The organism is Sanguibacter keddieii DSM 10542, from assembly GCF_000024925.1.
GTDB lineage: Bacteria > Actinomycetota > Actinomycetes > Actinomycetales > Cellulomonadaceae > Sanguibacter > Sanguibacter keddieii.
Genome location: NC_013521.1, coordinates 2,450,983 through 2,476,127 on the forward strand (window position 1 = coordinate 2,450,983; position 25,145 = coordinate 2,476,127).

Annotated in this window: 18 protein-coding genes and 3 rRNA genes; 2 read left to right on the forward strand and 19 right to left on the reverse strand. The window is 70.2% G+C overall.

Annotated features, from left to right (window positions below):
- Positions 1-15 precede the first annotated feature (15 nt).
- From SKED_RS10810 to SKED_RS10880, 16 genes are all read right to left on the reverse strand, one after another.
- Positions 16-861, reverse strand: a complete 846-nt coding sequence (locus SKED_RS10810) for an ABC transporter permease (protein WP_012867191.1) — start codon at positions 859-861, stop codon at positions 16-18.
- Complete coding sequence (locus SKED_RS10815; protein ID WP_012867192.1) at positions 858-1,895, reverse strand: daunorubicin/doxorubicin resistance ABC transporter ATP-binding protein DrrA; 1,038 nt, start codon at positions 1,893-1,895, stop codon at positions 858-860. Before SKED_RS10815 ends, SKED_RS10810 begins: the two co-directional genes overlap by 4 nt.
- A gap of 83 nt (positions 1,896-1,978) precedes the next feature.
- A complete protein-coding gene (locus SKED_RS10820; protein ID WP_012867193.1) occupies positions 1,979-3,292 on the reverse strand; it encodes a multidrug effflux MFS transporter in 1,314 nt (437 codons plus the stop codon).
- Positions 3,293-3,307: 15 nt separating this feature from the next.
- On the reverse strand, positions 3,308-3,826 hold the full coding sequence (locus SKED_RS10825; protein ID WP_081447974.1) for a DUF2809 domain-containing protein: 519 nt from the start codon (positions 3,824-3,826) through the stop codon (positions 3,308-3,310).
- A 2-nt stretch (positions 3,827-3,828) separates the two neighbouring features.
- Entirely contained in the window at positions 3,829-4,488 is a 660-nt protein-coding gene (locus SKED_RS10830; RefSeq protein ID WP_012867195.1) for an NUDIX domain-containing protein, read from the reverse strand.
- Position 4,489: 1 nt separating this feature from the next.
- Positions 4,490-6,166, reverse strand: a complete 1,677-nt coding sequence (locus tag SKED_RS10835) for a CTP synthase (RefSeq protein WP_042437988.1) — start codon at positions 6,164-6,166, stop codon at positions 4,490-4,492.
- A 14-nt stretch (positions 6,167-6,180) separates the two neighbouring features.
- Positions 6,181-9,075 carry a lipid II flippase MurJ gene (locus SKED_RS20525; protein ID WP_012867197.1) on the reverse strand — a complete coding sequence of 965 codons (2,895 nt, stop codon included), beginning with the start codon at positions 9,073-9,075 and terminating at the stop codon, positions 6,181-6,183.
- The gene (locus tag SKED_RS10845; RefSeq protein WP_012867198.1) at positions 9,072-9,992 is read right to left on the reverse strand and encodes a hypothetical protein; all 921 of its coding nucleotides are present in this window, start codon (positions 9,990-9,992) and stop codon (positions 9,072-9,074) included. Before SKED_RS10845 ends, SKED_RS20525 begins: the two co-directional genes overlap by 4 nt.
- Positions 9,989-11,053, reverse strand: a complete 1,065-nt coding sequence (locus SKED_RS10850) for a copper transporter (RefSeq protein WP_012867199.1) — start codon at positions 11,051-11,053, stop codon at positions 9,989-9,991. Before SKED_RS10850 ends, SKED_RS10845 begins: the two co-directional genes overlap by 4 nt.
- A 54-nt stretch (positions 11,054-11,107) precedes the next feature.
- Positions 11,108-12,298, reverse strand: coding sequence for a putative cytokinetic ring protein SteA (steA, locus tag SKED_RS10855; RefSeq protein WP_012867200.1), 1,191 nt, complete (start codon positions 12,296-12,298; stop codon positions 11,108-11,110).
- Between the two features lie 5 nt (positions 12,299-12,303).
- On the reverse strand, positions 12,304-14,055 hold the full coding sequence (gene recN / locus SKED_RS10860; protein ID WP_012867201.1) for a DNA repair protein RecN: 1,752 nt from the start codon (positions 14,053-14,055) through the stop codon (positions 12,304-12,306).
- Between the two features lie 4 nt (positions 14,056-14,059).
- The gene (locus SKED_RS10865) at positions 14,060-15,043 is read right to left on the reverse strand and encodes an NAD kinase (protein ID WP_012867202.1); all 984 of its coding nucleotides are present in this window, start codon (positions 15,041-15,043) and stop codon (positions 14,060-14,062) included.
- A complete protein-coding gene (locus SKED_RS10870) occupies positions 15,040-15,996 on the reverse strand; it encodes a TlyA family RNA methyltransferase (RefSeq protein WP_012867203.1) in 957 nt (318 codons plus the stop codon). The genes SKED_RS10865 and SKED_RS10870 overlap by 4 nt, the downstream gene beginning before the upstream one ends.
- Entirely contained in the window at positions 15,996-16,148 is a 153-nt protein-coding gene (locus SKED_RS19995) for a hypothetical protein (protein WP_012867204.1), read from the reverse strand. The genes SKED_RS10870 and SKED_RS19995 overlap by 1 nt, the downstream gene beginning before the upstream one ends.
- Before the next feature lie 220 nt (positions 16,149-16,368).
- A complete protein-coding gene (locus tag SKED_RS10875) occupies positions 16,369-17,406 on the reverse strand; it encodes an HAD-IIA family hydrolase (protein WP_012867205.1) in 1,038 nt (345 codons plus the stop codon).
- Positions 17,403-17,984, reverse strand: coding sequence for a hypothetical protein (locus SKED_RS10880; RefSeq protein ID WP_081447975.1), 582 nt, complete (start codon positions 17,982-17,984; stop codon positions 17,403-17,405). Before SKED_RS10880 ends, SKED_RS10875 begins: the two co-directional genes overlap by 4 nt.
- On the opposite strand from SKED_RS10880, the gene SKED_RS19755 reads away from it, so the two are divergent.
- Positions 17,955-19,553 (forward strand): hypothetical protein, encoded by a 1,599-nt coding sequence (locus SKED_RS19755; RefSeq protein WP_086015195.1) that lies wholly within the window; start codon positions 17,955-17,957, stop codon positions 19,551-19,553. The two genes, SKED_RS10880 and SKED_RS19755, sit on opposite strands and share 30 nt — an antisense overlap.
- A gap of 102 nt (positions 19,554-19,655) precedes the next feature.
- Positions 19,656-19,847, forward strand: coding sequence for a hypothetical protein (locus SKED_RS10890; protein ID WP_042437991.1), 192 nt, complete (start codon positions 19,656-19,658; stop codon positions 19,845-19,847).
- A 2-nt stretch (positions 19,848-19,849) separates the two neighbouring features.
- Here the strand turns inward: SKED_RS10890 and rrf are convergent.
- From rrf to SKED_RS10905, 3 genes are all read right to left on the reverse strand, one after another.
- Positions 19,850-19,966 (reverse strand): 5S ribosomal RNA (gene rrf / locus SKED_RS10895).
- A gap of 78 nt (positions 19,967-20,044) precedes the next feature.
- A 23S ribosomal RNA gene (locus SKED_RS10900) occupies positions 20,045-23,156 on the reverse strand.
- A 449-nt stretch (positions 23,157-23,605) separates the two neighbouring features.
- Positions 23,606-25,129, reverse strand: a 16S ribosomal RNA gene (locus tag SKED_RS10905).
- The 16S, 23S and 5S rRNA genes sit together here, the layout of an rRNA operon.
- Positions 25,130-25,145: the final 16 nt, after the last annotated feature.

Consider the following 25,145-nt stretch of genomic DNA (forward strand, 5'->3'; position numbering starts at 1 on the left):
GCGACAGGGGCGGGGTCAGACCTTGCGCATGTAGGCGCGGACGGCGAGCGGGGCGAAGACCGCGACGACGACCGCCGCTCCCCCCAGGGCCAGCAGCACCTCTCCGGTCGCGGTGCCGGTGTTCGCGAGCTCGCGCACCGCGGTCACGATGTGCGAGACGGGGTTGACGTTGACGAAGCCCTGCAGCCAGCCCGGCATCGTGTCGACCGGGACGAAGGCGTTCGAGAGGAACGTCAGGGGGAAGAGCACGAGGAACGAGATGCCCTGGACCGAGGACGCCGTCCGGCCGATCACCCCGAAGAACGCGAAGATCCAGCTGAGCGACCACGAGCACACGATGACCAGGAGACCGGCCAGCACCACCCCGCCGACCCCGCCGCCGGGCCGGTAGCCCATGACGAAGCCGACCGTGAAGGTGAGGGTCGTCGCGATGAGGTACCGCAGGGTGTCGGCGAGGAGGGCGCCGGCGAGCGGCGCGATCCGGGCGATGGGCAGCGACGTGAAGCGGTCGAAGACCCCCTTGTCCATGTCCTCGCGGAGCTGGACCCCTGTGACCACGGAGGTGGTGATGACGGTCTGGACGAGGATCCCCGGGATGATCACCGGGAGGTAGTCGGAGACGCTCCCGGAGATCGCCCCGCCGAAGATGTAGGTGAACATCACGGTGAAGATGATCGGCTGGAGGGTCACGTCGAAGAGCTGCTCGGGGGTGCGCCGGACCTTGACGAGCCCCCGCCACGCCATGGCGAGGATGTTCGAGGCGGTCTGGTGCAGGCTCACGCGGCCGGACAGCTCTCGGTCGGCGCCGGGCACGATCAGGGTGGGCAGCGGTGTGGTCGTGGTCGGTGTGGTGGTGCTCATGCTCGGACCTCGTCTCGGGAGTCTCGGGGGGCGCCGACGGTCGGGTGGGCCGCGTCGTGGGGCGTGGGGGCCTCGGCCGGCTCGCCCTGGGCACCGTGCCCGGTGAGGGTGAGGAACACCTCGTCGAGCGTCGGGCGCGTCATGGAGATCTCGTCCACCTCGACGGACGCGTCGCGGAGCCGCAGGAGCAGGTCCGTCACGGACGCGGGGTCGAGGACCGGCACCGTGAGCCGACGGCCGTCGCCGCCGCTCGTCGCCGGCTCGACGCCGAACACCTCGACCGCGCAGCGACGCGCGACGTCGAGCCGGTCCGGGTCGGCGACCCGCACCTGGAGGCTCTGCTGCCCCACGGAGGCCTTGAGCTCTTCGCTCGTGCCCTCGGCCACGACGCGACCGCGGTCGATCACGGCGATGCGGTCGGCGAGCTGGTCGGCCTCGTCGAGGTACTGGGTGGTGAGGAGCACCGTCGACCCGGAGGCGACGAGGCGGCGCAGCGTGTCCCACATCTGGGTGCGGGTCCGCGGGTCGAGCCCGGTGGTCGGCTCGTCGAGGAAGATCAGCGGAGGCTGTGAGATGAGGCTCGCCGCGAGGTCGAGGCGACGCCGCATCCCCCCGGAGAACTGCTTGAGCGGACGGCCCGCGGCCTCGGTGAGGCTGAACTCCTCGAGCAGCTCGGCGGCCTTGGCCCGTGAGGCCACGCGGCTCAGCCCGGCCAGCCGGGAGAAGAGCACGAGGTTCTCCGTCGCGCTGAGCGTCTCGTCGACGGACGCGTACTGGCCGGTGACGCCGATGAGCTGGCGCACGCGGTGCGGGTCGGTGGCCACGTCGTGGCCGAAGACCGTCGCCGAGCCGCCGTCGGGGCGCAGCAGGGTGGCGAGCATGCGGATCACGGTGGTCTTGCCGGCGCCGTTCGGGCCGAGCACCCCGTACACGGTGCCGGTGCGCACCTGGAGGTCGACGCCGTCGACGGCACGGGCGCTGCCGAAGGTCTTGACGAGGCCGTGCGCCTCGATCGCCCAGGGGGAGCTGGTCATGGTGGTCTCCTTCTGCGGCTCGGTGCGAGCCGCGCTCCCCTCATCGTGGGGCGGAGACCTTTCACGTCGCTGTCAGAGCCCTGTCACCCCTGCGGCACCGCCTTCACGACCCGCTCTGCGGTCTCGCCGAGCGCGGTCTCCGGGGTCTCGCGCTCGGCTGCCGCGAGCCGGCGCCACCCTGGGCGCAGGCTCAGCAGGAGGACACCGGCGACGGTGATGACCCCGAACATCACGACGGCCATGGTGACCGACGGGGTGCCGCCGAGCAGGCCGGTGACGGGCGCGATGCCGGCGCCCACGCCGAACTGCAGGGCCCCCACGAGGGCGGCAGCGCTCCCGGCACGGTGGGCGTTGCGCTCGAGCGCGATCGCGGGGACCGACGGCATGACGAAGCCGGCCGTCCCCAGGGTCAGCACGATCAGGGAGACGAGGACGGCGAGCCCGGCGCCCGCAGCGGCGGCCGCGTAGAGCGCCCCCGAGAGGACGAAGCCGGCCGCCACGGCTCCCGTGAGGATGGTGGTCGGGGCCACCCGGCCCACGAGGGCGCCGTTGATCTGGCTGCCGGCGGTGACGGACACGGCCCCGACGCCGAACAGCACCGCGTACGTCTGGGCGGAGAGGCCGAACTGCCCCTGGAGCACGAAGGTGGAGGCCGAGATGTAGGTGAACATCGCGGCCATGTAAAAGCCCGCGAGCAGCGCGAGGCCGAAGAACGACCAGTCGCGGACGAGGTCGGCGTAGGAGCGCAGCGCCTCCCCCAGCCCGCCCGTGCGACGACGCTCGACCGGCAGCGACTCCTCGAGGCGCAGCGCGACGACCACGAGCAGGATCGCGCCGACGACGGCCAGCGCGACGAACATGAGCCGCCAGGAGCCCAGGCGCAGGAACTGCGCGCCGAGGGTCGGGGCGAGGATCGGCGCGACGCCGACCACGAGCATGAGCCGCGCGATGACCTTGCCGATCTGGAACCCGTGGAAGGTGTCACGGACCACCGCCATCGAGAGCACCATGCCTGCGGCGGCAGAGAGACCCTGCACGAACCGCAGCACGGTGAGCCACACGATGCCGTCGACGGCGACGATCGCGCTCGACGCGAGGACGTACACCGTGAGGGCCACGAGGAGCGGGGCGCGTCGCCCGACGGCGTCGGAGAGCGCACCGATGACCAGCTGGCCGATCGCGAGCCCCGCGAGGGTCGCGGTGAGCGTCAGCTGCACGCGGGACTCGGTCGTGCCCATCTCCGCGACGATCTCGGGGAAGGCCGAGAGGTACAGGTCGATGGTGAGCGGCCCGATCGCGGTGAGCGCCGAGAGCAGCAGGACGAGACCAGCACTGATGCGGTCAGGGCGAGCGACGGCGGGGCGCGCAGCGGCGTGCGGTGGTGGTGTCGAGGGCATGACCTCGACAACCTCTCAGACCGGGCGTCCTGTTCCCGGAGACGCGACCTGACCACGTGCTGAGACGGACCGCCGGGCGCGGGGTCCTCGGAGCGCGAGGTCGACGCCGCACGCGAGGAGCGCGCCGACCGCCCCGAGCAGCAGGTCGGTCCACACGAAGGACGTGCCGAGCACGTACCGGACGGGCCACCACGCCTCGGCGAGCGCTGCCGGCACCCCGGTGGTCTGCGCGAGCTCGACCGCCCAGCAGACGGCCAGCGCGACCGCACCGACCCGCACGGGCTGCAGACGGGGCGCGAGGACCACCACGAGCAGGTAGACGAGCACGGCGTAGAGGACGTCACCGGCGGCCGAGGCCACCGGTCCCCCGGCCAGGCCGCGGACGCCCAGACCCGTCGCGACCACCACCACCGCGACGAGCGCCGCGGTGGCGCGGCGACGAGCCGAAGGCGAGGCCGGAGGCGAGGCCGGGGCTGTTCCCGGCGGACGCTGCGGCGAGCGGTCGGGCTCCGTCGGCTCTGGGCCCGACGGCACCGTCAGTCCTGCGCCTGGCGTCGCTCGGGCCACGGCGCGTCGGCCGGGCGCAGGCTGGCCCACCCGCCGGCGCGCGAGGCGACCGCGGCGAGCACGCCGACCACGGCCGAGGGGTTGTGCAGATCACCGCGGAGCACCGCGTCGGCAGCCTCGTCGAGCGGGACCCAGCGCGGCTCGATGTCGCGCTCCTCGTCCTCGCGCACGTGGCGGTCGGCCTCGGGGACGGGGCTGAGGTCACGGGCGAGGAACACCCGCAGGGCCTCGTTGTTGCCGCCGGGGGTCGTGTAGTAGTCCACGAGGGTGTGCCAGCTGGCCGCGACGAGGTCGGCCTCCTCGGCGAGCTCGCGCGCTGCGCCGATCTGCGCGGCCTCCCCTGCGACGTCGAGGAGGCCGGCGGGCGGCTCCCACAGCTCGCGGCGGACCGGGTGACGGTACTGCCTGAGCAGCAGCACCCTGTCGTGGTCGTCGAGGACGACCACGGCGACGGCGCCGGGGTGGTCGACGTACTCGCGGTGCACCACGGAGTGGTCAAGGTCGACCTCGTCACGGACGAGGTCGAAGATCCGACCCTGCACGAGGACCTCGTGGCCGAGGACCTCTCGCGGTGCGAGCACGTCGACGACAGGCTCGGTGCTGCCTGCTCCCTGGGCGCCGTCGCTCATGTCAGACGCCCTGGCGGTCGAGGGCAGCCCGGACGAGACCGGCGAACAGCGGGTGCGCGCGGGTCGGGCGGGACTTGAACTCGGGGTGCGCCTGCGTCGAGATGTAGAACGGGTGCACGTCCTTGGCCAGCTCGACGAACTCCACGAGGGTGCCGTCGGGCGAGGTGCCGGAGAAGACCAGCCCGGCCTCCTCGAGCTGCGCGCGGTAGGCGTTGTTCACCTCGTAGCGGTGGCGGTGACGCTCCGACACGAGCTCCGAGCCGTACACGCCGGCCGCGACGGACCCCGGCGCGAGGGCCGCGTCGTAGGCGCCCAGGCGCATGGTGCCGCCGAGGTCGCCCGCGCCGTCGACGAAGCTCTGCTGCTCCGCCATGGTCGCGATCACCGGGTGCGGGGTCGCCGGGTCGAACTCCGACGACGACGCGCCCTCGAGCCCGACGACGTTCCGTGCGTACTCCATGACCATGGACTGCAGGCCGAGGCAGATGCCGAGCGTCGGCACGCCGCCCTCGCGCGCCCAGCGCAGCGCGCCGAGCTTGCCCTCGATGCCGCGCACGCCGAAGCCGCCGGGGACGAGGACCGCGTCGACGCCCTCGAGGGACGTCTGGGCGCCCTCTGGGGTCTGGCAGTCGTCGGACGGGACCCAGCGGATGACGACCTTGGTGTCGTTGGCGAACCCGCCGGCGCGCAGCGCCTCGGTGACCGAGAGGTACGCGTCGGGGAGGTCGATGTACTTGCCGACGAGCGCGATCTCCACGCGGTGCGCGGGCTCGTGCACGCGCTCGAGGAGCTGCGACCAGCCGTCCCAGTCCACGTCGTGGAAGGGCAGGCCGAGGCGGCGCACGACGTAGGCGTCGAGGCCCTCCGAGTGGATGACCCGCGGGATGTCGTAGATGCTCGGCGCGTCCATGCAGTTGATGACGGCCTCGTTGTCGACGTCGCAGAACAGCGCGATCTTGCGCTTGGTGCCCTCGGGGACCTCGCGGTCCGAGCGGAGCACGATCGCGTCGGGCTGGATGCCGATGCTGCGCAGCGCGGCGACCGAGTGCTGGGTCGGCTTCGTCTTGAGCTCTCCGCTCGGGCCGATGTACGGCACGAGGGAGACGTGGAGGAAGAACACGTCGTCGCGGCCGAGCTCGTGGCGCACCTGACGGGCGGCCTCGAGGAAGGGCTGGGACTCGATGTCCCCGACGGTCCCGCCGATCTCGGTGATGATCACGTCGACGTCGTCGCTCGCCTGCGCACGCATGCGGCTCTTGATCTCGTCGGTGATGTGCGGGATGACCTGGACGGTGTCGCCGAGGTACTCGCCGCGTCGTTCCTTGGCGATGACCTGGGAGTACACCTGGCCGGTCGTGACGTTCGCCGCCGCCTCGAGGTCGACGTCGAGGAAGCGCTCGTAGTGCCCGATGTCGAGGTCGGTCTCGGCCCCGTCCTCGGTGACGAAGACCTCACCGTGCTGGAACGGGTTCATGGTGCCCGGGTCCACGTTGAGGTACGGGTCGAGCTTCTGCATGGTGACTCGGAGCCCGCGGGCCCGGAGCAGTCGACCGAGGCTGGACGCCGTCAGTCCCTTACCCAGGGAGGAGGCGACACCCCCGGTCACGAAGATGTGCCGTGTCGTCGATTCCGACCGGACTCGGTTGCTGGACTGGAGCCTGTTCACATGGTCTGCCACGGGGTTCCACTCTATCAGTCGACGGGTCGGGCCGGGAGGCCCCCGGCCGGGGAAGGCCGGTGGTACACGGTGGCGAGCTGCGTCACAGCGTCGCCCACGGTCGGGAGCGCGGAGGCCTGGACGAGCGAGCGGCGGCGCCTGTCGGCGAGGGCCTCGGGGTCGGACAGCAGGACCGCGACGGCGTCGGCGAGGGCGGCCGCGTCGCCCACGGGGACCAGCACAGCGGCGTCTCCCGTGACCTCCCGGGTGCCTCCGGCGTCGGTGGCGACCACCGCGGCCCCGACGCGCAGCGCCTCCTGCAGGTTGAGCGGCTGCCCCTCCCAGACCGCTGCGCTGACCACTATGTCGGCGGCCCCCTGGAGGGCGGCGACGTCGTCGCGCGGTCCGAGCAGGTCGACGGGGAGACGCTCGTCACGCACGCGACGGGCCAGCTCGTCGTGCAGCGGCCCGCCTCCGGCGACCACCCACCGCACCCGGTGCTGCGGGGCCGTGCGCCCGACGTGCGCGACGGCGTCGAGCAGCGTCGGCAGGCCCTTCTGGAGCGCGAGGCGCCCGACCGTCACGACCAGACGCTCGTCCGGCCCGAGGCCGAGCCCCGCACGCGTCGTGGCCCGGTCGGGGACGTCGGGGGCCTGCTGCTGCGGGGAGGGCACGAGCGCCCGGGCCGTCGACCGGGCCCCGCGGTCGCGTGCGCGCTCGACGAGGTCGGTGCTCACCCCGAGGACCGTGCCGGCCCCGCGGGCGACCACGCGCTCGAGCACACCGGAGACGGTGCGGACGGCACGACCGCCGACCGGCAGGTTGTGGAGCGTCACGACGATCGTGGGCCGGTGTCCCTGCCGCAGCGACCGGGCCGCGATCACGGCGAGGGCACCGGCACGCAGGCCGTGCGCGTGGACCACGTCGGCACGCGCCGAGAGACCGCGCAGCGTGCGCACCGCACCGAGGTCGGCCGTCGGCCGGGGCCGGTCGGTGATCTCGACCGGCACGAAGCGCACGCGCTCGGAGGCGACGAGGGTCCGGACCGACTCCGGTCCCGCGACGACCACGACCGAGGGGGCCGCGCTGCCCGGCGCTCCGAGCGCTGCAGCCAGCTGTCCGACGTGGCGGGCCACTCCCCCGGCGCTCGACCCGAGCACCTGGAGGACCCGGGCCGGCGGGACGTCAGGGAGCGTCGCGAGGCTGCCGGGACCGAGGACGTCGCCGGTCCCGGCGACGGGCACTGCCGCCGGCTCTGCCGCAGTACCTGAGTCCGACGCGGTGCTCGGCTCTGACGCTGCGCCAGGCTCCGGCGCCGTGCCCGCACGCCGGGCGCGGACGAGGTCGCGGACCGAGGTGTCGGCCACCACGAGGGTCCCGGCGGTGACGACGAGCGCGAGCACCCCGGCGGCGACGCCGGCCAGCAACGCCTCGACGACCGAGGCGCCGGTCGGCAGCAGGAGGTCGGCGAGCGCGTGCCCCAGCCAGCCGCCTGCGGCGCCCGCGAGGACGGCCACGACGGCAGTGCGGGGCAGGCCCGCGACAGCGGCGGCGCCTGCCCGGCGGCGCACGGCGCCGAGGAGCGTCACCCCGGCGACGAGCATCCCGGCGGAGCCGGCGGCGCCGAGGGAGGCCAGGGTGAGCGTCTGGTCCTGCGTCCCCGAGGTGAGCACCGCCGGGAGCACCGCGGCGACGGCGACGACCGCTCCCCACCCGAGGGCGGCGCCGACCACCGCGGCGCGACCCGCGTCGAGCGAGTAGAGGGACCGGGAGAGGAGGAAGAGCAGCGCGAACCCGACGAGCCCCGGGGCGGACCACGCGATCGCGACGGCCATGCCGTCTGTACCGCCGGGGGTGAAGGCGTCGAAGAACGCCTCGACGGCGCCCGCGACGCTCAGCAGGACCGCGGCGCCGACCGCACTCACGGCGACGACCGCGCGGGTCGCGACAGCGCTCAGGCGGGCGAACCCGGCACGGTCGCCGGCGTCGGCGCGAGCGGCGAGACGTGGGAAGGCGCTCGTCGCGAGCGGGACCGCGAGCACCGCGTACGGGAGCACGTAGACCGCCTGCGAATACTGGTAGACGTTGAAGGTGTGCTGGCCCCCCGAGGAGAGCGCCGCGTACATCACCACGAGCACGGAGACCTGCTGGGCGACGAGCGCGCCGATGCCGGCCGTCGCGAGCCGCCGGGCGCGCGACCCGACGCCCGCGGGGAACCGGAGGCTGGGGCGCAGCCGCAGGCCCGTGCGCAGCGCGGGGACGAGCAGCGGCAGGCTCATGGCCGCGACACCCGCGGTGGTGCCCCACGCGAGCCAGCCGACGGCCGCGGCCGAGAGCTCGCCCGGGCTGCCCTGCTGCCCGTCGGCGAGGCGTCCGAACACGAGGTACGCGACGATCACCACGACGCTCGAGAACATGGGGGCGGCGGCGGGCCAGAAGAACCGGCGGCCGGCCTGCAGCACACCGGCCAGCACCACGCCGACGCCGTAGAGCGGCAGCTGGATCGCGAAGACCCGCAAGAAGTAGGTCGCGACGTCAGCCTCGGGACCGGTCCCCACACCGGGGAGCAGCCCGATGACGGGCCGCGCGAAGACGGCGAGGGCCAGGCCGAGCGGGACGAGGACGACGACCGCCCAGGTGAGGAGCGCCGAGGCGATCGCGTCGACGTCGACCTTCGCACGGCGCAGGATCGGCCCGGCGAGCAGCGGGACGACCGCTCCGGCGAGCGCTCCGCCCGCAGCCACCTCGAAGAGCACGTTGGGGAGCACGTTCGCGGTCGCGTAGGCGCTCGCGACCCCACCGGTGCCGAGCTCGCTGGCCTGGACGACCCAGCGGCCGAACCCGAGGAGCCGGCTCAGCACCGTGACGAGGGTGATCATCACGGCGGCCCCCGCGAGGGTCTGGCTCGCCGCCGCCAGCCGTGCTCTCACGGCCGCGTGCTGCCGTCCGTGACGGCCGCGCCCGGGCCCTCTGCCGCGGGGCGCGTCGACGGTGCTGCCGGGGCTGTCGGTGCTGGCGGGCGGCCCCAGCGGTCGACGGCGTCGAGCCAGGGGGTGCGGGCGATCACCTGGGAGAAGCTCACGCGCTCGCTCGCGAGGGTCAGGCCGACGAGGACGACCAGGACGGTCCCCCGCGCACGACGGCTGGTCCCCTGCACCACGGCAGAGCCGAGGAGCGCCCCGAGCGCGTTGGCGCCGGAGTCTCCGAGCATGTCGTCTCCGGCGAGGTCGGCCGGGGCTGCTGCGGCGGCGGCGCCGAGCACGGCGCCGGCCGGGCCGGAGGCTGTCGTCCCCGACAGCGCCAGTGCTGCGGCGCTGCCCGCCTTGAGCGCGCGGCCCGGGCGGAGGTCGAGGAGGTTGGCGAGGTTGGCGGCTCCCGCGACGACCGCGCCGTCGACCACGAGGTCGACCGTGCGCCGACCCGGGCCGCAGGGCTCGCGGGGCGGGGCGAGGGCAGCGGCGACCAGACCGGTGGCACCGATGCCGAGGACCTTCAGGCCGCCGGTGGTGAGGTCACCGTGCAGGGCTGCCCCGAGGTGTCCGCGGAGCCCCTTGGAGCGGGTGCTGGTGTCCTCGGCGAGGTCGTCGACGAGACCGAAGACCAGGGCTCCGACCGTGGCGGTCGTGTGACCGAGCCTCGATCGGGTGGAGCCGCCCGACACGAGCGCGCCGGCCGCGAGGCCCGCGGCCACGGCCGGTCCCTCGAGGAGGCTGACCGAGGTGCCCTGGTGGTTCGTCCGGTCCCAGCGGGCGGGCCCGCCGGGCGGGGTGCGCCCGAGACGGGAGCGGACGAGGCTCGTCGTGGCAGCGGCGACGAGCGCGCCGCCGAGCCACCGCCGGGCACTCACCCTGCGTCGCCCTCGCCGGTGGCCGGGTCGCCGGCCTCGCCTGCGGGGTCGACGGGCTCGCCCTCGACGGCGCCCTCCTCGACCGCCTGGCGGACCACCGGGTCGAGCACGACGCGCGGCGGGATCGCCGCGGTCGCACCGGTCCCGGTGCCGAACTGGCCGACCTGCCCCGCGAGACGGGCCGCGAGGGAGAGCGGGACGTTGACCTGGCCGGTCATGGACTCGACGTCGGAGACCGTGGTCGTGGTCCCCTGGAGGTCGCTGTCGGTGCGGATCGTCGAGACGAGGTCGCCCTCGAGCGGGGCTCCCGAGACCACGACGGCGCCCTGCGAGCCGGTCTCGGACGCGGTGACGAGCTTGAGCTGGATCGCGGTGACCGCCGAGCGGTCGGCGACGGCGTCAGCCTCGTCCGAGCCGGCTGCGGAGTCCGCGGTCCCGACGAGGACGATCGCGTCGACGGGGGCGGTGGGGTCGACGGGCATCTCGATGAGCCCGCCGTCGACGAGGCTCCGGCGGACCAGCGCTGCGTTCGACGAGAAGGCGTCCGGGTTCGACGGGTCCACGTCGGCGATCGAGAGCACCAGGGCGCGGGCGAGGACGAGCTCGAAGCCCTCGGAGGCCGCGGTGTCCGGGAGGAACTCTGCGAGGCTCGTCGCGTAGGACTGCCGGAAGTCGGCCTGGTCTGCGGCCGTCCAGGTGTCCGTGATGCGGGTCGTCGCCGTGACGCTCGCCCCGGCGGCCTGCACCTGCTGCTCGATCGCGCTCTGGACGGCGTCGTCGACCGGGCCCAGCTGGATCACGCCGACCCGCCACCCGGGGAGCACGCCGTCGAGGAGCGCGGGTGCTGCACCCTCGACGAAGGCGTCGGTCCCCGCGAGCGTCGCCTGCGTCTCGTCGAGCTCGGTGCGCAGGGCGTCCTTCTCGGAGCGCAGGACGTCGACCTGCCCGGTGAGGGTGTCGCCGATGGACTCCTTGAGCGGGCCCGCACCGAGGATGATCCCGACGGCCAGGGCCAGGAACACCGAGATGAGCGAGACGATGTGGTACCGGAAGTCGATCACGTCACTGGAACTTTCTGTCAGCTGTCAGGGCGGTGGCTGCGGGCGGGGCGCCCATCAGGTCCACCAGGCCAGGGAGACGACCCACGACCAGAGGTCGTCGATGCGTGCCCCGGTCAACCCGAGGAAGGTCTGCCCGACGGACGTCGAGACCATCGCCGCGACGACGGCGGCGATACCCGCGACGGCCAGCAGGATCAGCTGGGCCGTCGAGATGCGGTGCCGGTAGAGGCGCGAGACGCCCTTGGCGTCGACGAGCTTGCCGCCGACGCGCAGGCGGGTGAGGAAGGTGCTCGCCATGCCGGCGCGCCCCTTGTCGAGGAACTCCACGAGCGTGGCGTGCGTGCCGACGGCGACGATCACCTCGGCACCCATGTCGTCGGCGAGCAGCATCGCGATGTCCTCGCTGGTGCCCGCGGCGGGGAACACGACGAAGGGCACGGCGAGCGCCTCGACGCGCTCGAGCCCGGGGGCGCGGCCGTCGCGGTAGGCGTGCACCACGACCTCGGCGCCGCAGCGCAGCGCCTTGTCGGAGACGGAGTCCATGTCGCCGACGATGAGGTCCGGGCTCCAGCCCGCCTCGATGATCGCGTCGGCGCCGCCGTCGACGCCGATGAGGATGGGGCGGAACTCCTTGATGTAGGAGCGCAGCGTCTTGAGGTCTTCGCGGTAGTGGTACCCGCGGACGACGATGAGCACCTGGCGACCGGCGATCTTGGTGGAGATCTCCGGGATGCCGACGCCGTCGAGCAGCAGGTCCCGCTCGCGCCGGAGGTAGTCCATGGTGTTGGCCGCGAAGGACTCCAGCTGGGCGGAGAGGCCCTCGCGGGCCTCCTCGAGGTCGCGGGTGACGCTCTCGACGTCCTGGACGACCCCCTCGGTGACGAGGGTGTCCCCGAGGTACACGGCACCGTCGTCGATGCGCAGGGTCTTGCCCTCGCGCACGGACATCACGTCGGCCCCGAGGTCGTCGACGAGGACGACGCCGGCCTCGACGAGGATGCTGGGGCCGAGGTTGGGGTAGCGCCCGGAGATCGACTTCGCGGCGTTGAGCACCGCGGAGGGCTGGGCGGCCACGAGCGCCTCGGCGGCGACACGGTCGATGTCGAGGTGGTCGATCACCGCGATGTCGCCGGGGCGCAGGCGCTTGGTGAGATCTTTGGTCCGTCGGTCGACCTTGGCGGTCCCCGTGACTCCCTGCAGAGGGTGCGCCGCATCCTTGGCAGTCGATCGTCGTCTGAGCTTCATCACGCTCATGTTCTCACAGCGGCACGCTCGAGAAGCTCCGCCGCGTGGCTGAGCGCGGCCTCGGAGTCCTGCCCCGAGAGCATGCGTGCGAGCTCTTGCACGCGGTCGTCACCTGCGACGATGCGGATGCCCGACTGTGTGATGACGTCGGCGTCCGCGTCCTGCCCGTCGGCGCCCTGCGCGCTGGCCCCCTTGGACACCACGAGCTGGACGTCCGCGTAGGCCGCGACCTGCGCGAGGTGCGTGACGACGATCACCTGCGTGGTCCGCGCGAGGCGGGCCAGGCGCTGCCCGACCTCGAGCGCCGCCTTGCCGCCGACCCCGGCGTCGACCTCGTCGAACACCATCGTCGGGGTGCGGCGCGCGCCGGAGGCGTCGGCCGTGGCGAGGGCGACCTCGATCGCGAGCATCACGCGGGACAGCTCACCGCCCGAGGCGCCCTTGCCGAGGGGGCGGGGGGGTCCGCCGCGGTGCGCGCTGAGGAGCATCTGGACGCTGTCGGCACCCCACGGACCGAGGTCCTCGAGGGTGTCGATCTCGATGGTGAGGGTGGCCCCGGACATCGCCAGCCCGGTGAGCTCCTCGGTCACCGCGTCGGAGAGCGAGACCGCGGCCGCGGTACGGGCGGCGGTCAGTGCGGCGGCACGCTCGACGAGGCGTGCGTCGAGCGCCGCGAGCGACTCGGTGAGGACCTCGATGCGACCGTCCGAGTCGTCGAGCTCGGCGAGCCGCAGCCCCGAGGTCGACGCCCAGGCGAGGACCTCGTCGACGGTCTCGCCGTAGGACCGCGTGAGGTGCCCGAGCTCGGCGCGGCGTGCCTCGACGGTCTCGAGCCGTGCCGGGTCCGCGTCGAGCGCCGCCAGGTACCCGGAGAGCTCGGTGCCGACGTCGGCCAGGGCGTAGGCCACCGACGCCAGGGACTTGCCGACGGCCTCGAGCTCGGGGTCGAACTGGCCGCCGTGCTCGGCGAGCCGACGGGCACGGTCGACGAGCTCGACGGCGTTCGAGCCCGAGCCGACCGCCACGTCGGCGAGGTCGTCGCCCGCGACGGCCAGCAGCGCGTCCTGGGCGGCGGTGCGGAGCTCTTCGGAGTTGCTGAGGCGCTCGGCCTCCTGGGCGAGCTCGGTGTCCTCCCCCGGCTGGGGTGCCACCCGCTCGACCTCCGCGAGGCCGAGGCGGAGCAGCTCGGCCTCGCGGGCGCGCTCCTGGGCACGCCCGACGAGCTCTTCGAGCTCGGCTGCGGAGGCGGCGCGCTCGTTCCACAGCGCCCGGTACTCGGCGAGGGCCGTGGTGACGACCTCCCCGGCGAAGGAGTCGAGGGCCTCGCGCTGGCGCTGCGGGGAGCGCAGGCGCATCTGGTCCGACTGGCCGTGGATGGTCACGAGGTCTTCGGCGAGGTCGGCGAGCACGGCCTGCGGCACGGAGCGTCCACCGAGGTGGGTGCGTGAGCGTCCCTGCGCGGCGACGGTGCGGACGATGAGCAGGCTGCCGTCGTCGTCGAGGACGGCGCCGGTCTCGTCGACACGCGCGGCGAGCGAGGCGCTGTCCGCCACGACGCGTCCCTCGACCACGGCGGCGTCGGTACCGGTGCGCACGACCTGCGCGTCGGCCTTGCCGCCCATGAGCAGGCCGAGGCCGCTGAGGATCATGGTCTTGCCGGCACCGGTCTCACCGGTGATCACCGTGAGACCGGGCGAGAACTCGACCCGGGTGCGGCTGATGACGCCCAGGTTCTCGATGCTCATCTCGTGGAGCACTGTGTCACCTCGTCTGTGAAGTCTGCGGGGTGTTCTCGGTGTCGGGCTGGGGTTCTGCCGTGCTGCTGGCGGGCTCGTCACGGTGCGCTGCGGCCTCGTCGGCGAGGCCGCGCCAGCCGACCACGGGAAGGTTGAACTTGCTGACGAGCCGGTCGGTGAACGGTGCCTGGTTGAGACGGGCGAAGCGCAGCGGCGTGTCACCGGTGCGCACCTCGACCCGCGACCCGACGGGCAGCGAGGTCCGGCGACGGCCGTCGGCGATGAGCACGCCGCCGGCACCCGAGCGCGTCGCGACCTCGACCGCGAACATCGACCCCGGGCCGACCACCAGGGGCCGTGCGAAGAGTGCGTGCGCAGACAGCGGCACGAGCAGCTTGGCGTCGACGTCGGGCCAGATCACCGGGCCGCCGGCGGAGAACGCGTGGGCGGTCGAGCCGGTCGCGGTCGCCATGACGACGCCGTCGCACCCGAAGGAGGACAGCGGGCGGCCGTCGACCTCGATGGCGACCTCGATCATCAGGGTGCGCTCGTGCTTCTCGATCGTCGCCTCGTTGAGCGCCCAGTCGCGCACCGGCTCGGAGCTGCCCGGCAGGTAGGTGCGGACGTCGAGCACACCGCGCTCCTCGACGACGTAGTCGTTGTCGGCGAGCCGCTGGACGGTCTCGGTGAGCTTCTCGCGCTCGCTCTCGGCGAGGAAGCCGACGTGCCCGAGGTTCACCCCGAGCAGCGGGACCTGGGTCCCGTGCGTGATCTCGGCGGCGCGCAGGATGGTGCCGTCACCGCCGAGCACCATGACGAGCTCGGTCCCGTCCAGGAGGTCGCGCGCCTCGTCGAGCACGAAGGACCCCGTGCCCATCTCGGCGGCGAGGTCGTGGTCGTGGAGCGCGACCTCGAACCCGGCCGCGCACAGCGCCGGGACGGCCTCGCGCAACCCGGCGACGGCTTCCTGCCGGCCGCCGTGGGTCACCACGAGGATCTTGCGTGTCACGAACGGCCTCCAGCGGGGTCGGCGTCGTCGGCCGTCACCCAGGTGACAGCCGCACCAGCCTCGACCGGGTGGCCGACGGCTCGTCCGATCGTGTCATCCGACGGTGACATCTGCGCAGCGGCACGCGAGAACCACACGAAGAACTCACGGTTCCCGTTCGGTCCGGGCAGCGGGCTGGGCACGATCGCCCGGGTCCCGAGGCCGAGACGGTCCGCGGCGTCGACCACGCCGCGCACGGCACGGGCGTGGAGCGCGGTGTCGCGCACCACTCCCCCGGACCCGAGGTGCTCGCGGCCGACCTCGAACTGCGGCTTGACCATGAGCAGCAGCTCGGCGTCGTCGGGGACCGAGGCGACGAGCGCGTCGAGCACGAGCGTCAGCGAGATGAAGGAGATGTCCGCGACGACCACCGAGGGGACCGTCGGCAGCGCGGCGGCGGTGAGCTCGCGGGCGTTGAAGCGCTCGACGACGTGGACCCTGGGGTCGCTGCGCAGCGGCTCGACGAGCTGTCCGTGGCCGACGTCGAGCGCCACGACGCTGCGTGCACCACGACGGAGCAGGACGTCGGTGAAGCCACCGGTCGAGGCCCCGAGGTCGAGGCAGTCGGCGCCCGAGACCCTCGGTCCCTGGTCGCCGAGGGCCACCAGGACGCCGTCGAGCTTGAAGCCGGCCCGCGAGACGAAGCCGGGGTCGTCGGCGTCGGCCTCCACGGTGATCTCCGTGGAGGCGGCGACCACGGTCGAGGCACGTCGCACGACCTCGGAGCCCACGGTCACCGCACCGCTCTTGACGAGGGCGACGGCCTGGCCGCGCGAGCGCGCGAGGCCGCGCCGGACCAGCTCGGCGTCGAGACGCTGCTCTCCCTGCGGTGCGGCGTCCGGGGAGCTCCCACCGGGCGCGCCGGCGGGTGCCGCGGTGCGGGCGGGGGGCTGCGTGGGGTGCGAGGTGGTCATCAGCTGTCAGGCTCCGTGAGGGTGCGTCGTAGTGACTCGTGGACCGCCTCGAAGACGGCGGGGTGCTCGTCGACGGGACGGTCGACGAGCGTGTCGAGGGGACGCAGGGCGTCGTCGAGGGACGCGAGGGTCCGCTCGGTCTGGTCGGGCACGGGGCCCGGCACTGCCCGGGGCGCAGGGCGGGGTGGCTCCTGGGTCACGGTGTCGTCTCCCTGTCGTGGTGCGGGTCCGGACGGCGCCCTGCGTGAGCAGCGCGCCGTGGTCGCCGGGCTGCCTCAGGGCAGTCCGGCGACAGCCGGGCGTGGTCGTCTGGCGACCACGCTACCGGCTGCCGGCCAGGACCAGGCGCTGCGCACAGCGATCAGACCTCGATCAGACGTCGCTCTCGGCAGGGACGGCCATCTCGGGGACGGACGCCGGGTCGAGCGTCCCGCCCGCGTCGACGTGCGCCCAGGCGGCGGAGCACGCGGCCCGGACGAGGTCCACGGGGTCGGAGCCGTGCGGTCCGGCCTGCACCTCGAGCTGGTCGCCGACGACGCGGGCGGACGCCTCGCGGCAGGTCCACCAGCCGTCGTCGCCCACGACCGGGAGCGGGTGCGGCTCGAGCAGGCTGCGCAGGTCCGCCCCGATGAAGTCGGGACGCTCCCCCGGGTGCGCGAGCACGTCGTCGCGGGCGCTGTTGACGCCGGTGAGGACGTGCAGACCGGGGTACCCGCCGGAGCGCGCCCCGGCGAGGTCGGTGTCGAGCCGGTCGCCGACGACGAGCGGACGCTCGGCGCCCACGCGCTCGACCGCCATGGCGTACATGGCGGGCGACGGCTTGCCCGCGCTGGACGGCTCGACGCCGGTCGCGGCGACGACGGCCCCGACGAGCGCTCCGTTGCCCGGTGCGAAGCCCCGGGCCGTGGGCAGCGAGAGGTCGCGGTTGCTCACGACGTACGCGGCACCCGCGGCGACCGCGTAGGCGGCCTCGGCGAGGTCCTTCCAGCCGAGCGACGGGTCGAAGCCCTGCGCGACGGCGTCGGGACGGTCGTCGGCGCTCGTGACGACCTCGTAGCCGGCCTCGGTCACGGCGGTGACCAGGCCGGCCCCACCGACCACGAGGACGCGTGCGCCGGGAGCGACGTGGTCGGCCAGCAGACGCGCGCAGGCCTGTGCGGCCGTCATGACGTCGGCCGGCTCGGCCGGGATGTCGAGCGAGGTGAGCTGGTCGGACACCGAGCCGGGCTCGCGCGAGGCGTTGTTGGTGACGAACACGAGGCGCAGGCCCCGCTCACGGGCTGAGGTCAGCCCGTGAGCGGCGTGCACGATCGGCTCGTGCCCCTTGTAGGCCACGCCGTCGAGGTCGACGAGGGCGAGGTCGAAGGCCTCGGCCAGCGGGAGGTCGCTCCCGCGCAGCACGGCGCTCACGCGTCGTCCTGCTCGTCGTCCTGGCGCTCCTCTGCGGTCGTGGCAACGGTCGCGGTCGGCGTGGTCGTGCCAGCCGGGCTCTCCGCCTGCGCGTCGCCCTCGGGGACGTCCGCCGCCTCGGCCTCGGCGTCAGCGTCGTCATCGGACTCGTCGGCGTCAGACACTTCGTCGTCAACCTCTTCGTCACCGAGGTCGAACACGACGACGTCCTCGTCGGGGGCCAGGACACCGATCTCGGTGCGCTCCTTGGTGGTGAGGGTCGCGAGGAGCGCCGCAGCGTCCTCGGTCCGCCCGGCAGCCTCGAGCACGCCGGCGCGGGCCTCGATGACGCGCACCTGCAGCGGGCGGTCGCCCTTGGGGACGGTGATCCCGGCGAGGACGGACTCTGCGGCCTCGAGCTCGCCGAGGTCGACCCGGGCGCCGCTCACCACGATGGCGAGCTCCACCTTCTGGTCGTCCTCGAGGGTCTCGGCCTCAGGGGTAGCCGCGAGGGCGATGGCGCGCTCAGGGCGCCCGAGCCCACGCTCGCAGTCGGCCATGATGGCGAGGTGCTCGGACGAGCCGTTGAGGCGACGCACGGTGCGGAGCTCCCGGAGGGCTTCCGCGAAGCGCTCGGTGCGGTACGCGGTGAGCCCTGCGGCCTCACGGACGATGTCGACACGACCGGCGCGACGGACGGCCTCCTGGGCGTGCTCGTAGGCCAGCTCGGGCTCGGTCTCGAGGAGGAGTCCGGCAGCGACCAGGTGCAGGCCGACGGTCTCGGCGTTCTCCTTGGTCAGCGTGCGCAGGCGTCCACGGGCGTCGCGGTCCAGGTCCGAGAACGTGATGCCCTCGGGCAGCTGCGGAGCTGCGTGCCGGACCGAGGCGTCGTCACGGAAGGTCCGCGTCGCCGGGGCGCTCTCCTCGCGAGGAGCACGGTCCCGAGGCGCCTCGGAGCGCGCGGGGGCACGGTCCTGGCGGGGGCGGTCCTGACGGGGACGGTCACCCTGGGCACGGTCGTCGCGGCGCGGGCCGCGGTCGCTGTAGGAGGGACGGTCACCCTGGGGGCGGTCGTCGCGACGGGGAGCACGGTCACCGGTCGCGGGACGGTCGCCGTAGGACGGGCGTCCACCCTGGGGGCGGTCGTCGCGGCGCGGGCCGCGGTCGCCGTAGGAGGGACGGTCACCCTGGGGGCGGTCGTCGCGACGGGGAGCACGGTCACCGGTCGCGGGACGGTCGCCGTAGGACGGACGTCCACCCTGCGCACGGTCATCACGACGGGGACCGCGGTCACCGTAGGAGGGACGGTCACCCTGGGGGCGGTCATCACGACGCGGGCCGCGGTCACCGTACGACGGACGGTCACCGGAAGCCGGACGGTCGCCGTAGGACGGACGTCCACCCTGCGCACGGTCATCACGACGCGGGCCACGGTCACCGTACGACGGACGGTCACCGGAAGCCGGACGGTCGCCGTAGGACGGACGTCCACCCTGCGCACGGTCATCACGACGCGGGCCACGGTCACCGTACGACGGACGGTCGCCCTGGGGGCGGTCGTCGCGGCGCGGACCACGGTCGCCGTACGAGGGGCGGTCACCCTGGGCACGGTCGTCACGACGGGGACCGCGGTCACCGTAGGACGGACGGTCGCCGGACGTCGGACGGTCGCCGTACGACGGGCGTCCGCCCTGAGCGCGGTCGTCGCGGCGCGGGCCGCGGTCGCCGTAGGAGGGACGGTCACCCTGGGGACGGTCGTCGCGACGGGGAGCACGGTCACCGGACGCGGGACGGTCGCCGTACGACGGACGTCCGCCCTGCGCGCGGTCATCGCGGCGCGGGCCGCGGTCGCCGTAGGAGGGACGGTCACCCTGAGGGCGGTCGTCGCGACGGGGGCGGTCGCCGTACGACGGACGGTCACCCGACGTGGGACGGTCGCCGTAGGAGGGGCGTCCACCCTGCGCACGGTCGTCGCGACGGGGGCCGCGGTCACCGTACGACGGACGGTCACCCTGGGGGCGGTCGTCGCGACGGGGGCGGTCACCGTAGGCCGGTCGCTCGCCCTGGGGGCGGTCGTCGCGACGGGGACCGCGGTCGCCGTAGGAGGGACGGTCGCCCTGGGGGCGGTCGTCGCGGCGCGGGCCGCGGCTGTCGGGGCGCGAACCTGAAGGGCCTCCACGTCCTGCTCCGCCGTTGTTCCGGCCGTAGCCTCCAGCTCTGCCGTCCTCGCGGCCTCTGCCGGCGCCCGATCGGTCCTGGTGGTCGCTCACGTGTACTCCCTCTTCAAGTTGACCCTGCATGACTATCATCGCATCCGCTCGCCGCAGCGAGAAGGTCTCGAGCTGCGTCGCGCGGTGTGCGGTCGTGGTACGGCGGTGGTGACCTGCAGCGACATGGTGCGCTTGAAGTTCATCACAACGACGAAGGCCCACCCCAAAGTGGGGTGGGCCTTCGTTGAATGATTGTCCGGCGGCGACCTACTCTCCCACACAGTCTCCCGTGCAGTACCATCGGCGCAGAGGGGCTTAGCTTCCGGGTTCGGAATGGGACCGGGCGTTTCCCCCTCGCTATGACCGCCGTAACTCTATTGGGTTGTCAACCGGTTCTCGGCCGTTACCCGAGAACCGCACAGTGGACGCGTAGCACACAAAAATTGAGTGTTATCAAGTTATCGGCTTATTAGTACCGGTCAGCTCCGAGAGTCGTTAGTCCTCTCTTCCACGTCCGGCCTATCTACCCAGTGGTCTGCTGGGAGCCTCTCGAGGGTCAAGCCCTCATGGAAACCTCATCTTGAAGCAGGCTTCCCGCTTAGATGCTTTCAGCGGTTATCCCTTCCGAACGTAGCCAACCAGCCGTGCTCCTGGCGGAACAACTGGCACACCAGAGGTTCGTCCGTCCCGGTCCTCTCGTACTAGGGACAGCCCTTCTCAAGTTTCCTGCGCGCGCAGCGGATAGGGACCGAACTGTCTCACGACGTTCTAAACCCAGCTCGCGTACCGCTTTAATGGGCGAACAGCCCAACCCTTGGGACCTACTCCAGCCCCAGGATGCGACGAGCCGACATCGAGGTGCCAAACCATGCCGTCGATATGGACTCTTGGGCAAGATCAGCCTGTTATCCCCGGGGTACCTTTTATCCGTTGAGCGACGGCGCTTCCACAAGCCACCGCCGGATCACTAGTTCCGACTTTCGTCCCTGCTCGACCTGTCAGTCTCACAGTCAAGCTCCCTTGTGCACTTGCACTCGACACCTGATTGCCAACCAGGCTGAGGGAACCTTTGAGCGCCTCCGTTACATTTTAGGAGGCAACCGCCCCAGTTAAACTACCCATCAGGCACTGTCCCTGATCCGGATTACGGACCGAGGTTAGATGTCCAGAGCGACCAGAGTGGTATTTCAACGTTGACTCCACGAACACTGGCGTGCCCGCTTCACAGTCTCCCACCTATCCTACACAAGCCGCACCGAACACCAATACCAAACTATAGTAAAGGTCCCGGGGTCTTTCCGTCCTGCTGCGCGTAACGAGCATCTTTACTCGTAGTGCAATTTCGCCGAGTTCACGGTTGAGACAGCGGAGAAGTCGTTACGCCATTCGTGCAGGTCGGAACTTACCCGACAAGGAATTTCGCTACCTTAGGATGGTTATAGTTACCACCGCCGTTTACTGGGGCTTAAATTCTGAGCTTCGCACAAGTGCTAACCCGTCCTCTTAACCTTCCAGCACCGGGCAGGCGTCAGTCCGTATACATCGTCTTGCGACTTCGCACGGACCTGTGTTTTTAGTAAACAGTCGCTTCTCCCTGGTCTCTGCGGCCCTTGCACGCTCGGCCAGCTAGTGGCTTCACGCTCCGGGCCCCCCTTCTCCCGAAGTTACGGGGGCATTTTGCCGAGTTCCTTAACCATGATTCTCTCGATCGCCTTAGTATTCTCTACCTGATCACCTGAGTCGGTTTAGGGTACGGGCGGCTTGAACCTCGCGTCGAAGCTTTTCTCGGCAGCATAGGATCACCAAATCCCCACCTAGGGTGGGTCCCGTCAGATCTCAGGCTATATGAACAGCGGATTTGCCTACTGTTCGCCCTACGTCCTTAGACCGAGACAACCGTCGCTCGGCTTGGCTACCTTCCTGCGTCACTCCTGTTAATACGCTTACCTACTACTGGTTCGGGTCCCGCGCTCCCCTGAGTCCTCAGCCCCGAAGGGCCTGTAGACCAGGCTTGGGCGGTTAGCATCACCGGGCTCGGTATGGGCGGTTCTTCGCCGGTAGGAGAATATCAACTCCTTGTCCATCGACTACGCCTGTCGGCCTCGCCTTAGGTCCCGACTTACCCAGGGCGGATTAGCCTGGCCCTGGAACCCTTGATCATTCGGCGGACGGGTTTCTCACCCGTCTTTCGCTACTCATGCCTGCATTCTCACTCGTGTAGGCTCCACCACTGGGTTCCCCCGCAGCTTCACTGCCCACACGACGCTCCCCTACCCATCCACACACCTGGACCACGAAGGCCTGGTTATTATGTGAATGCCACAGCTTCGGCGGTGTACTTGAGCCCCGCTACATTGTCGGCGCGGAATCACTTGACCAGTGAGCTATTACGCACTCTTTCAAGGGTGGCTGCTTCTAAGCCAACCTCCTGGTTGTCTGTGCAACTCCACATCCTTTCCCACTTAGCACACGCTTAGGGGCCTTAGCTGGTGGTCTGGGCTGTTTCCCTCTCGACTACGGAGCTTATCCCCCGCAGTCTCACTCCCGCGCTCTCACTTACCGGCATTCGGAGTTTGGCTAACGTCAGTAACCTTGTAGGGCCCATCGGCTATCCAGTAGCTCTACCTCCGGCAAGAAACACGCGAGGCTGCACCTAAATGCATTTCGGGGAGAACCAGCTATCACGAAGTTTGATTGGCCTTTCACCCCTACCCACAGGTCATCCCCCCAGTTTTCAACCTAGGTGGGTTCGGTCCTCCACGCGGTCTTACCCGCGCTTCAACCTGCCCATGGGTAGATCACTTCGCTTCGGGTCTAGACCCAGCGACTCTGACGCCCTATTCGGACTCGCTTTCGCTACGGCTTCCCCACACGGGTTAACCTCGCCACTGAGCACTAACTCGCAGGCTCATTCTTCAAAAGGCACGCTGTCACCCCTGCTAAGGAGGCTCCAACGGATTGTAGGCACACGGTTTCAGGTACTATTTCACTCCCCTCCCGGGGTACTTTTCACCTTTCCCTCACGGTACTTGTCCGCTATCGGTCACTAGGTAGTATTTAGGCTTATGAAGTGGTCTTCACGGATTCACACGGGATTTCTCGGGCCCCGTGCTACTTGGGATCCCCTTCGGGAGGCCACATGATTTCGTCTACGGGGGTCACACCCTCTACGCCGGGCCTTTCAATGCCCTTCGACTATCACATGACTTTCTGACTCCCTGACAAGCCGGCAGACTCATCTGAAAGGTCCCACAACCCCGCCCATGCAACCCCTGCCGGGTATCACACATGAACGGTTTGGCCTCATCCGCTTTCGCTCGCCACTACTCACGGAATATCTCTTCCTGTCGGTACTGAGATGTTTCACTTCCCGACGTTCCCTCCACACACCCTATATATTCAGGTGCAGGTAACACGACATAACTCGTGCTGGGTTTCCCCATTCGGAAATCCTCGGATCACAGTTCGTTTGCCAACTCCCCGAGGCTTATCGCAGGCTACTACGTCCTTCATCGGCTCCTAGTGCCAAGGCATCCACCCTGTGCCCTTAAAAACTTGACAACAATAAAATTGCAGAGAACAAAGATAAATCTTTGATCTTACAAAGATGCTCGCGTCCACTGTGCAGTTCTCAAGCTACGGACGATCCCACCCAACACCACCGCCTACCCCCGAGCTAGGCTCAAGAGCGGTTCAACTGGTTCAGGGTGACCCGTGTCGTGGCAACACACCGTTCATGCCAGACCTTGCGGCCAGCCGGCGTGCGCCTGAAGTTCACTTGCGTCAAGACGCCCGTGCCTTCAGGACCCAACAGTGTGCTCATGTCCCCACCCATCGACCCGCTCTCTTCCAACCAGACGAAGCTGGTGTACTAGCAGCGGACCTCAACGTGAGTCCTAGTCAATGTTCCACCCGTGAGCAACCGCCCACACCCTCATTCGGAGTGTGGAAGCGGCCACCTGAACCCGACCGGGGTAGTCCCCGACTCGAGCCAGTGTGTAGCTCCTTAGAAAGGAGGTGATCCAGCCGCACCTTCCGGTACGGCTACCTTGTTACGACTTAGTCCCAATCGCCAATCCCACCTTCGACGGCTCCATCCCACAAGGGGTTAGGCCACCGGCTTCGGGTGTTACCGACTTTCGTGACTTGACGGGCGGTGTGTACAAGGCCCGGGAACGTATTCACCGCAGCGTTGCTGATCTGCGATTACTAGCGACTCCGACTTCATGGGGTCGAGTTGCAGACCCCAATCCGAACTGAGACCGGCTTTTTGGGATTCGCTCCACCTCGCGGTATCGCAGCCCTTTGTACCGGCCATTGTAGCATGCGTGAAGCCCAAGACATAAGGGGCATGATGATTTGACGTCATCCCCACCTTCCTCCGAGTTGACCCCGGCAGTCTCCTATGAGTCCCCACCATGACGTGCTGGCAACATAGGACGAGGGTTGCGCTCGTTGCGGGACTTAACCCAACATCTCACGACACGAGCTGACGACAACCATGCACCACCTGTACACCAGTCCGAAGACGCGACCATCTCTGGCCGATTCCGGTGTATGTCAAGCCTTGGTAAGGTTCTTCGCGTTGCATCGAATTAATCCGCATGCTCCGCCGCTTGTGCGGGCCCCCGTCAATTCCTTTGAGTTTTAGCCTTGCGGCCGTACTCCCCAGGCGGGGCACTTAATGCGTTAGCTGCGGCGCGGAACTCGTGGAATGAGCCCCACACCTAGTGCCCAACGTTTACGGCATGGACTACCAGGGTATCTAATCCTGTTCGCTCCCCATGCTTTCGCTCCTCAGCGTCAGTAGTGGCCCAGTGACCTGCCTTCGCCATCGGTGTTCCTCCTGATATCTGCGCATTCCACCGCTACACCAGGAATTCCAGTCACCCCTACCACACTCTAGTCTGCCCGTACCCGATGCAAGCTCAAGGTTGAGCCTTGAGTTTTCACACCAGACGCGACAAACCGCCTACGAGCTCTTTACGCCCAATAATTCCGGACAACGCTTGCGCCCTACGTATTACCGCGGCTGCTGGCACGTAGTTAGCCGGCGCTTCTTCTGCAGGTACCGTCACTTTCGCTTCTTCCCTACTGAAAGAGGTTTACAACCCGAAGGCCTTCATCCCTCACGCGGCGTCGCTGCATCAGGCTTTCGCCCATTGTGCAATATTCCCCACTGCTGCCTCCCGTAGGAGTCTGGGCCGTGTCTCAGTCCCAGTGTGGCCGGTCGCCCTCTCAGGCCGGCTACCCGTCGACGCCTTGGTGAGCCGTTACCTCACCAACTAGCTGATAGGCCGCGAGTCCATCCTTGACCGAAAAACTTTCCAGACGCCGACCATGCGGTCGCGTCTCGTATCCGGTATTAGCCCCGGTTTCCCGGAGTTATCCCAGAGTCAAGGGCAGGTTACTCACGTGTTACTCACCCGTTCGCCACTGATCAACCAGAGCAAGCTCTAGCGTCACCGTTCGACTTGCATGTGTTAAGCACGCCGCCAGCGTTCGTCCTGAGCCAGGATCAAACTCTCCGTAAATGTTTGCTATCAACCA

Excerpts from the sequence above, each read along its gene's own strand:
- SKED_RS10810 (WP_012867191.1), bottom strand. The coding sequence starts at position 861 with ATGAGCACCACCACACCGACCACGACCACACCGCTGCCCACCCTGATC.
- SKED_RS10815 (WP_012867192.1), bottom strand. The coding sequence starts at position 1,895 with ATGACCAGCTCCCCCTGGGCGATCGAGGCGCACGGCCTCGTCAAGACC.
- SKED_RS10820 (WP_012867193.1), bottom strand. The coding sequence starts at position 3,292 with ATGCCCTCGACACCACCACCGCACGCCGCTGCGCGCCCCGCCGTCGCT.
- SKED_RS10830 (WP_012867195.1), bottom strand. The coding sequence starts at position 4,488 with ATGAGCGACGGCGCCCAGGGAGCAGGCAGCACCGAGCCTGTCGTCGAC.
- steA (WP_012867200.1), bottom strand. The coding sequence starts at position 12,298 with ATGAAGCTCAGACGACGATCGACTGCCAAGGATGCGGCGCACCCTCTG.
- SKED_RS10870 (WP_012867203.1), bottom strand. The coding sequence starts at position 15,996 with ATGACCACCTCGCACCCCACGCAGCCCCCCGCCCGCACCGCGGCACCC.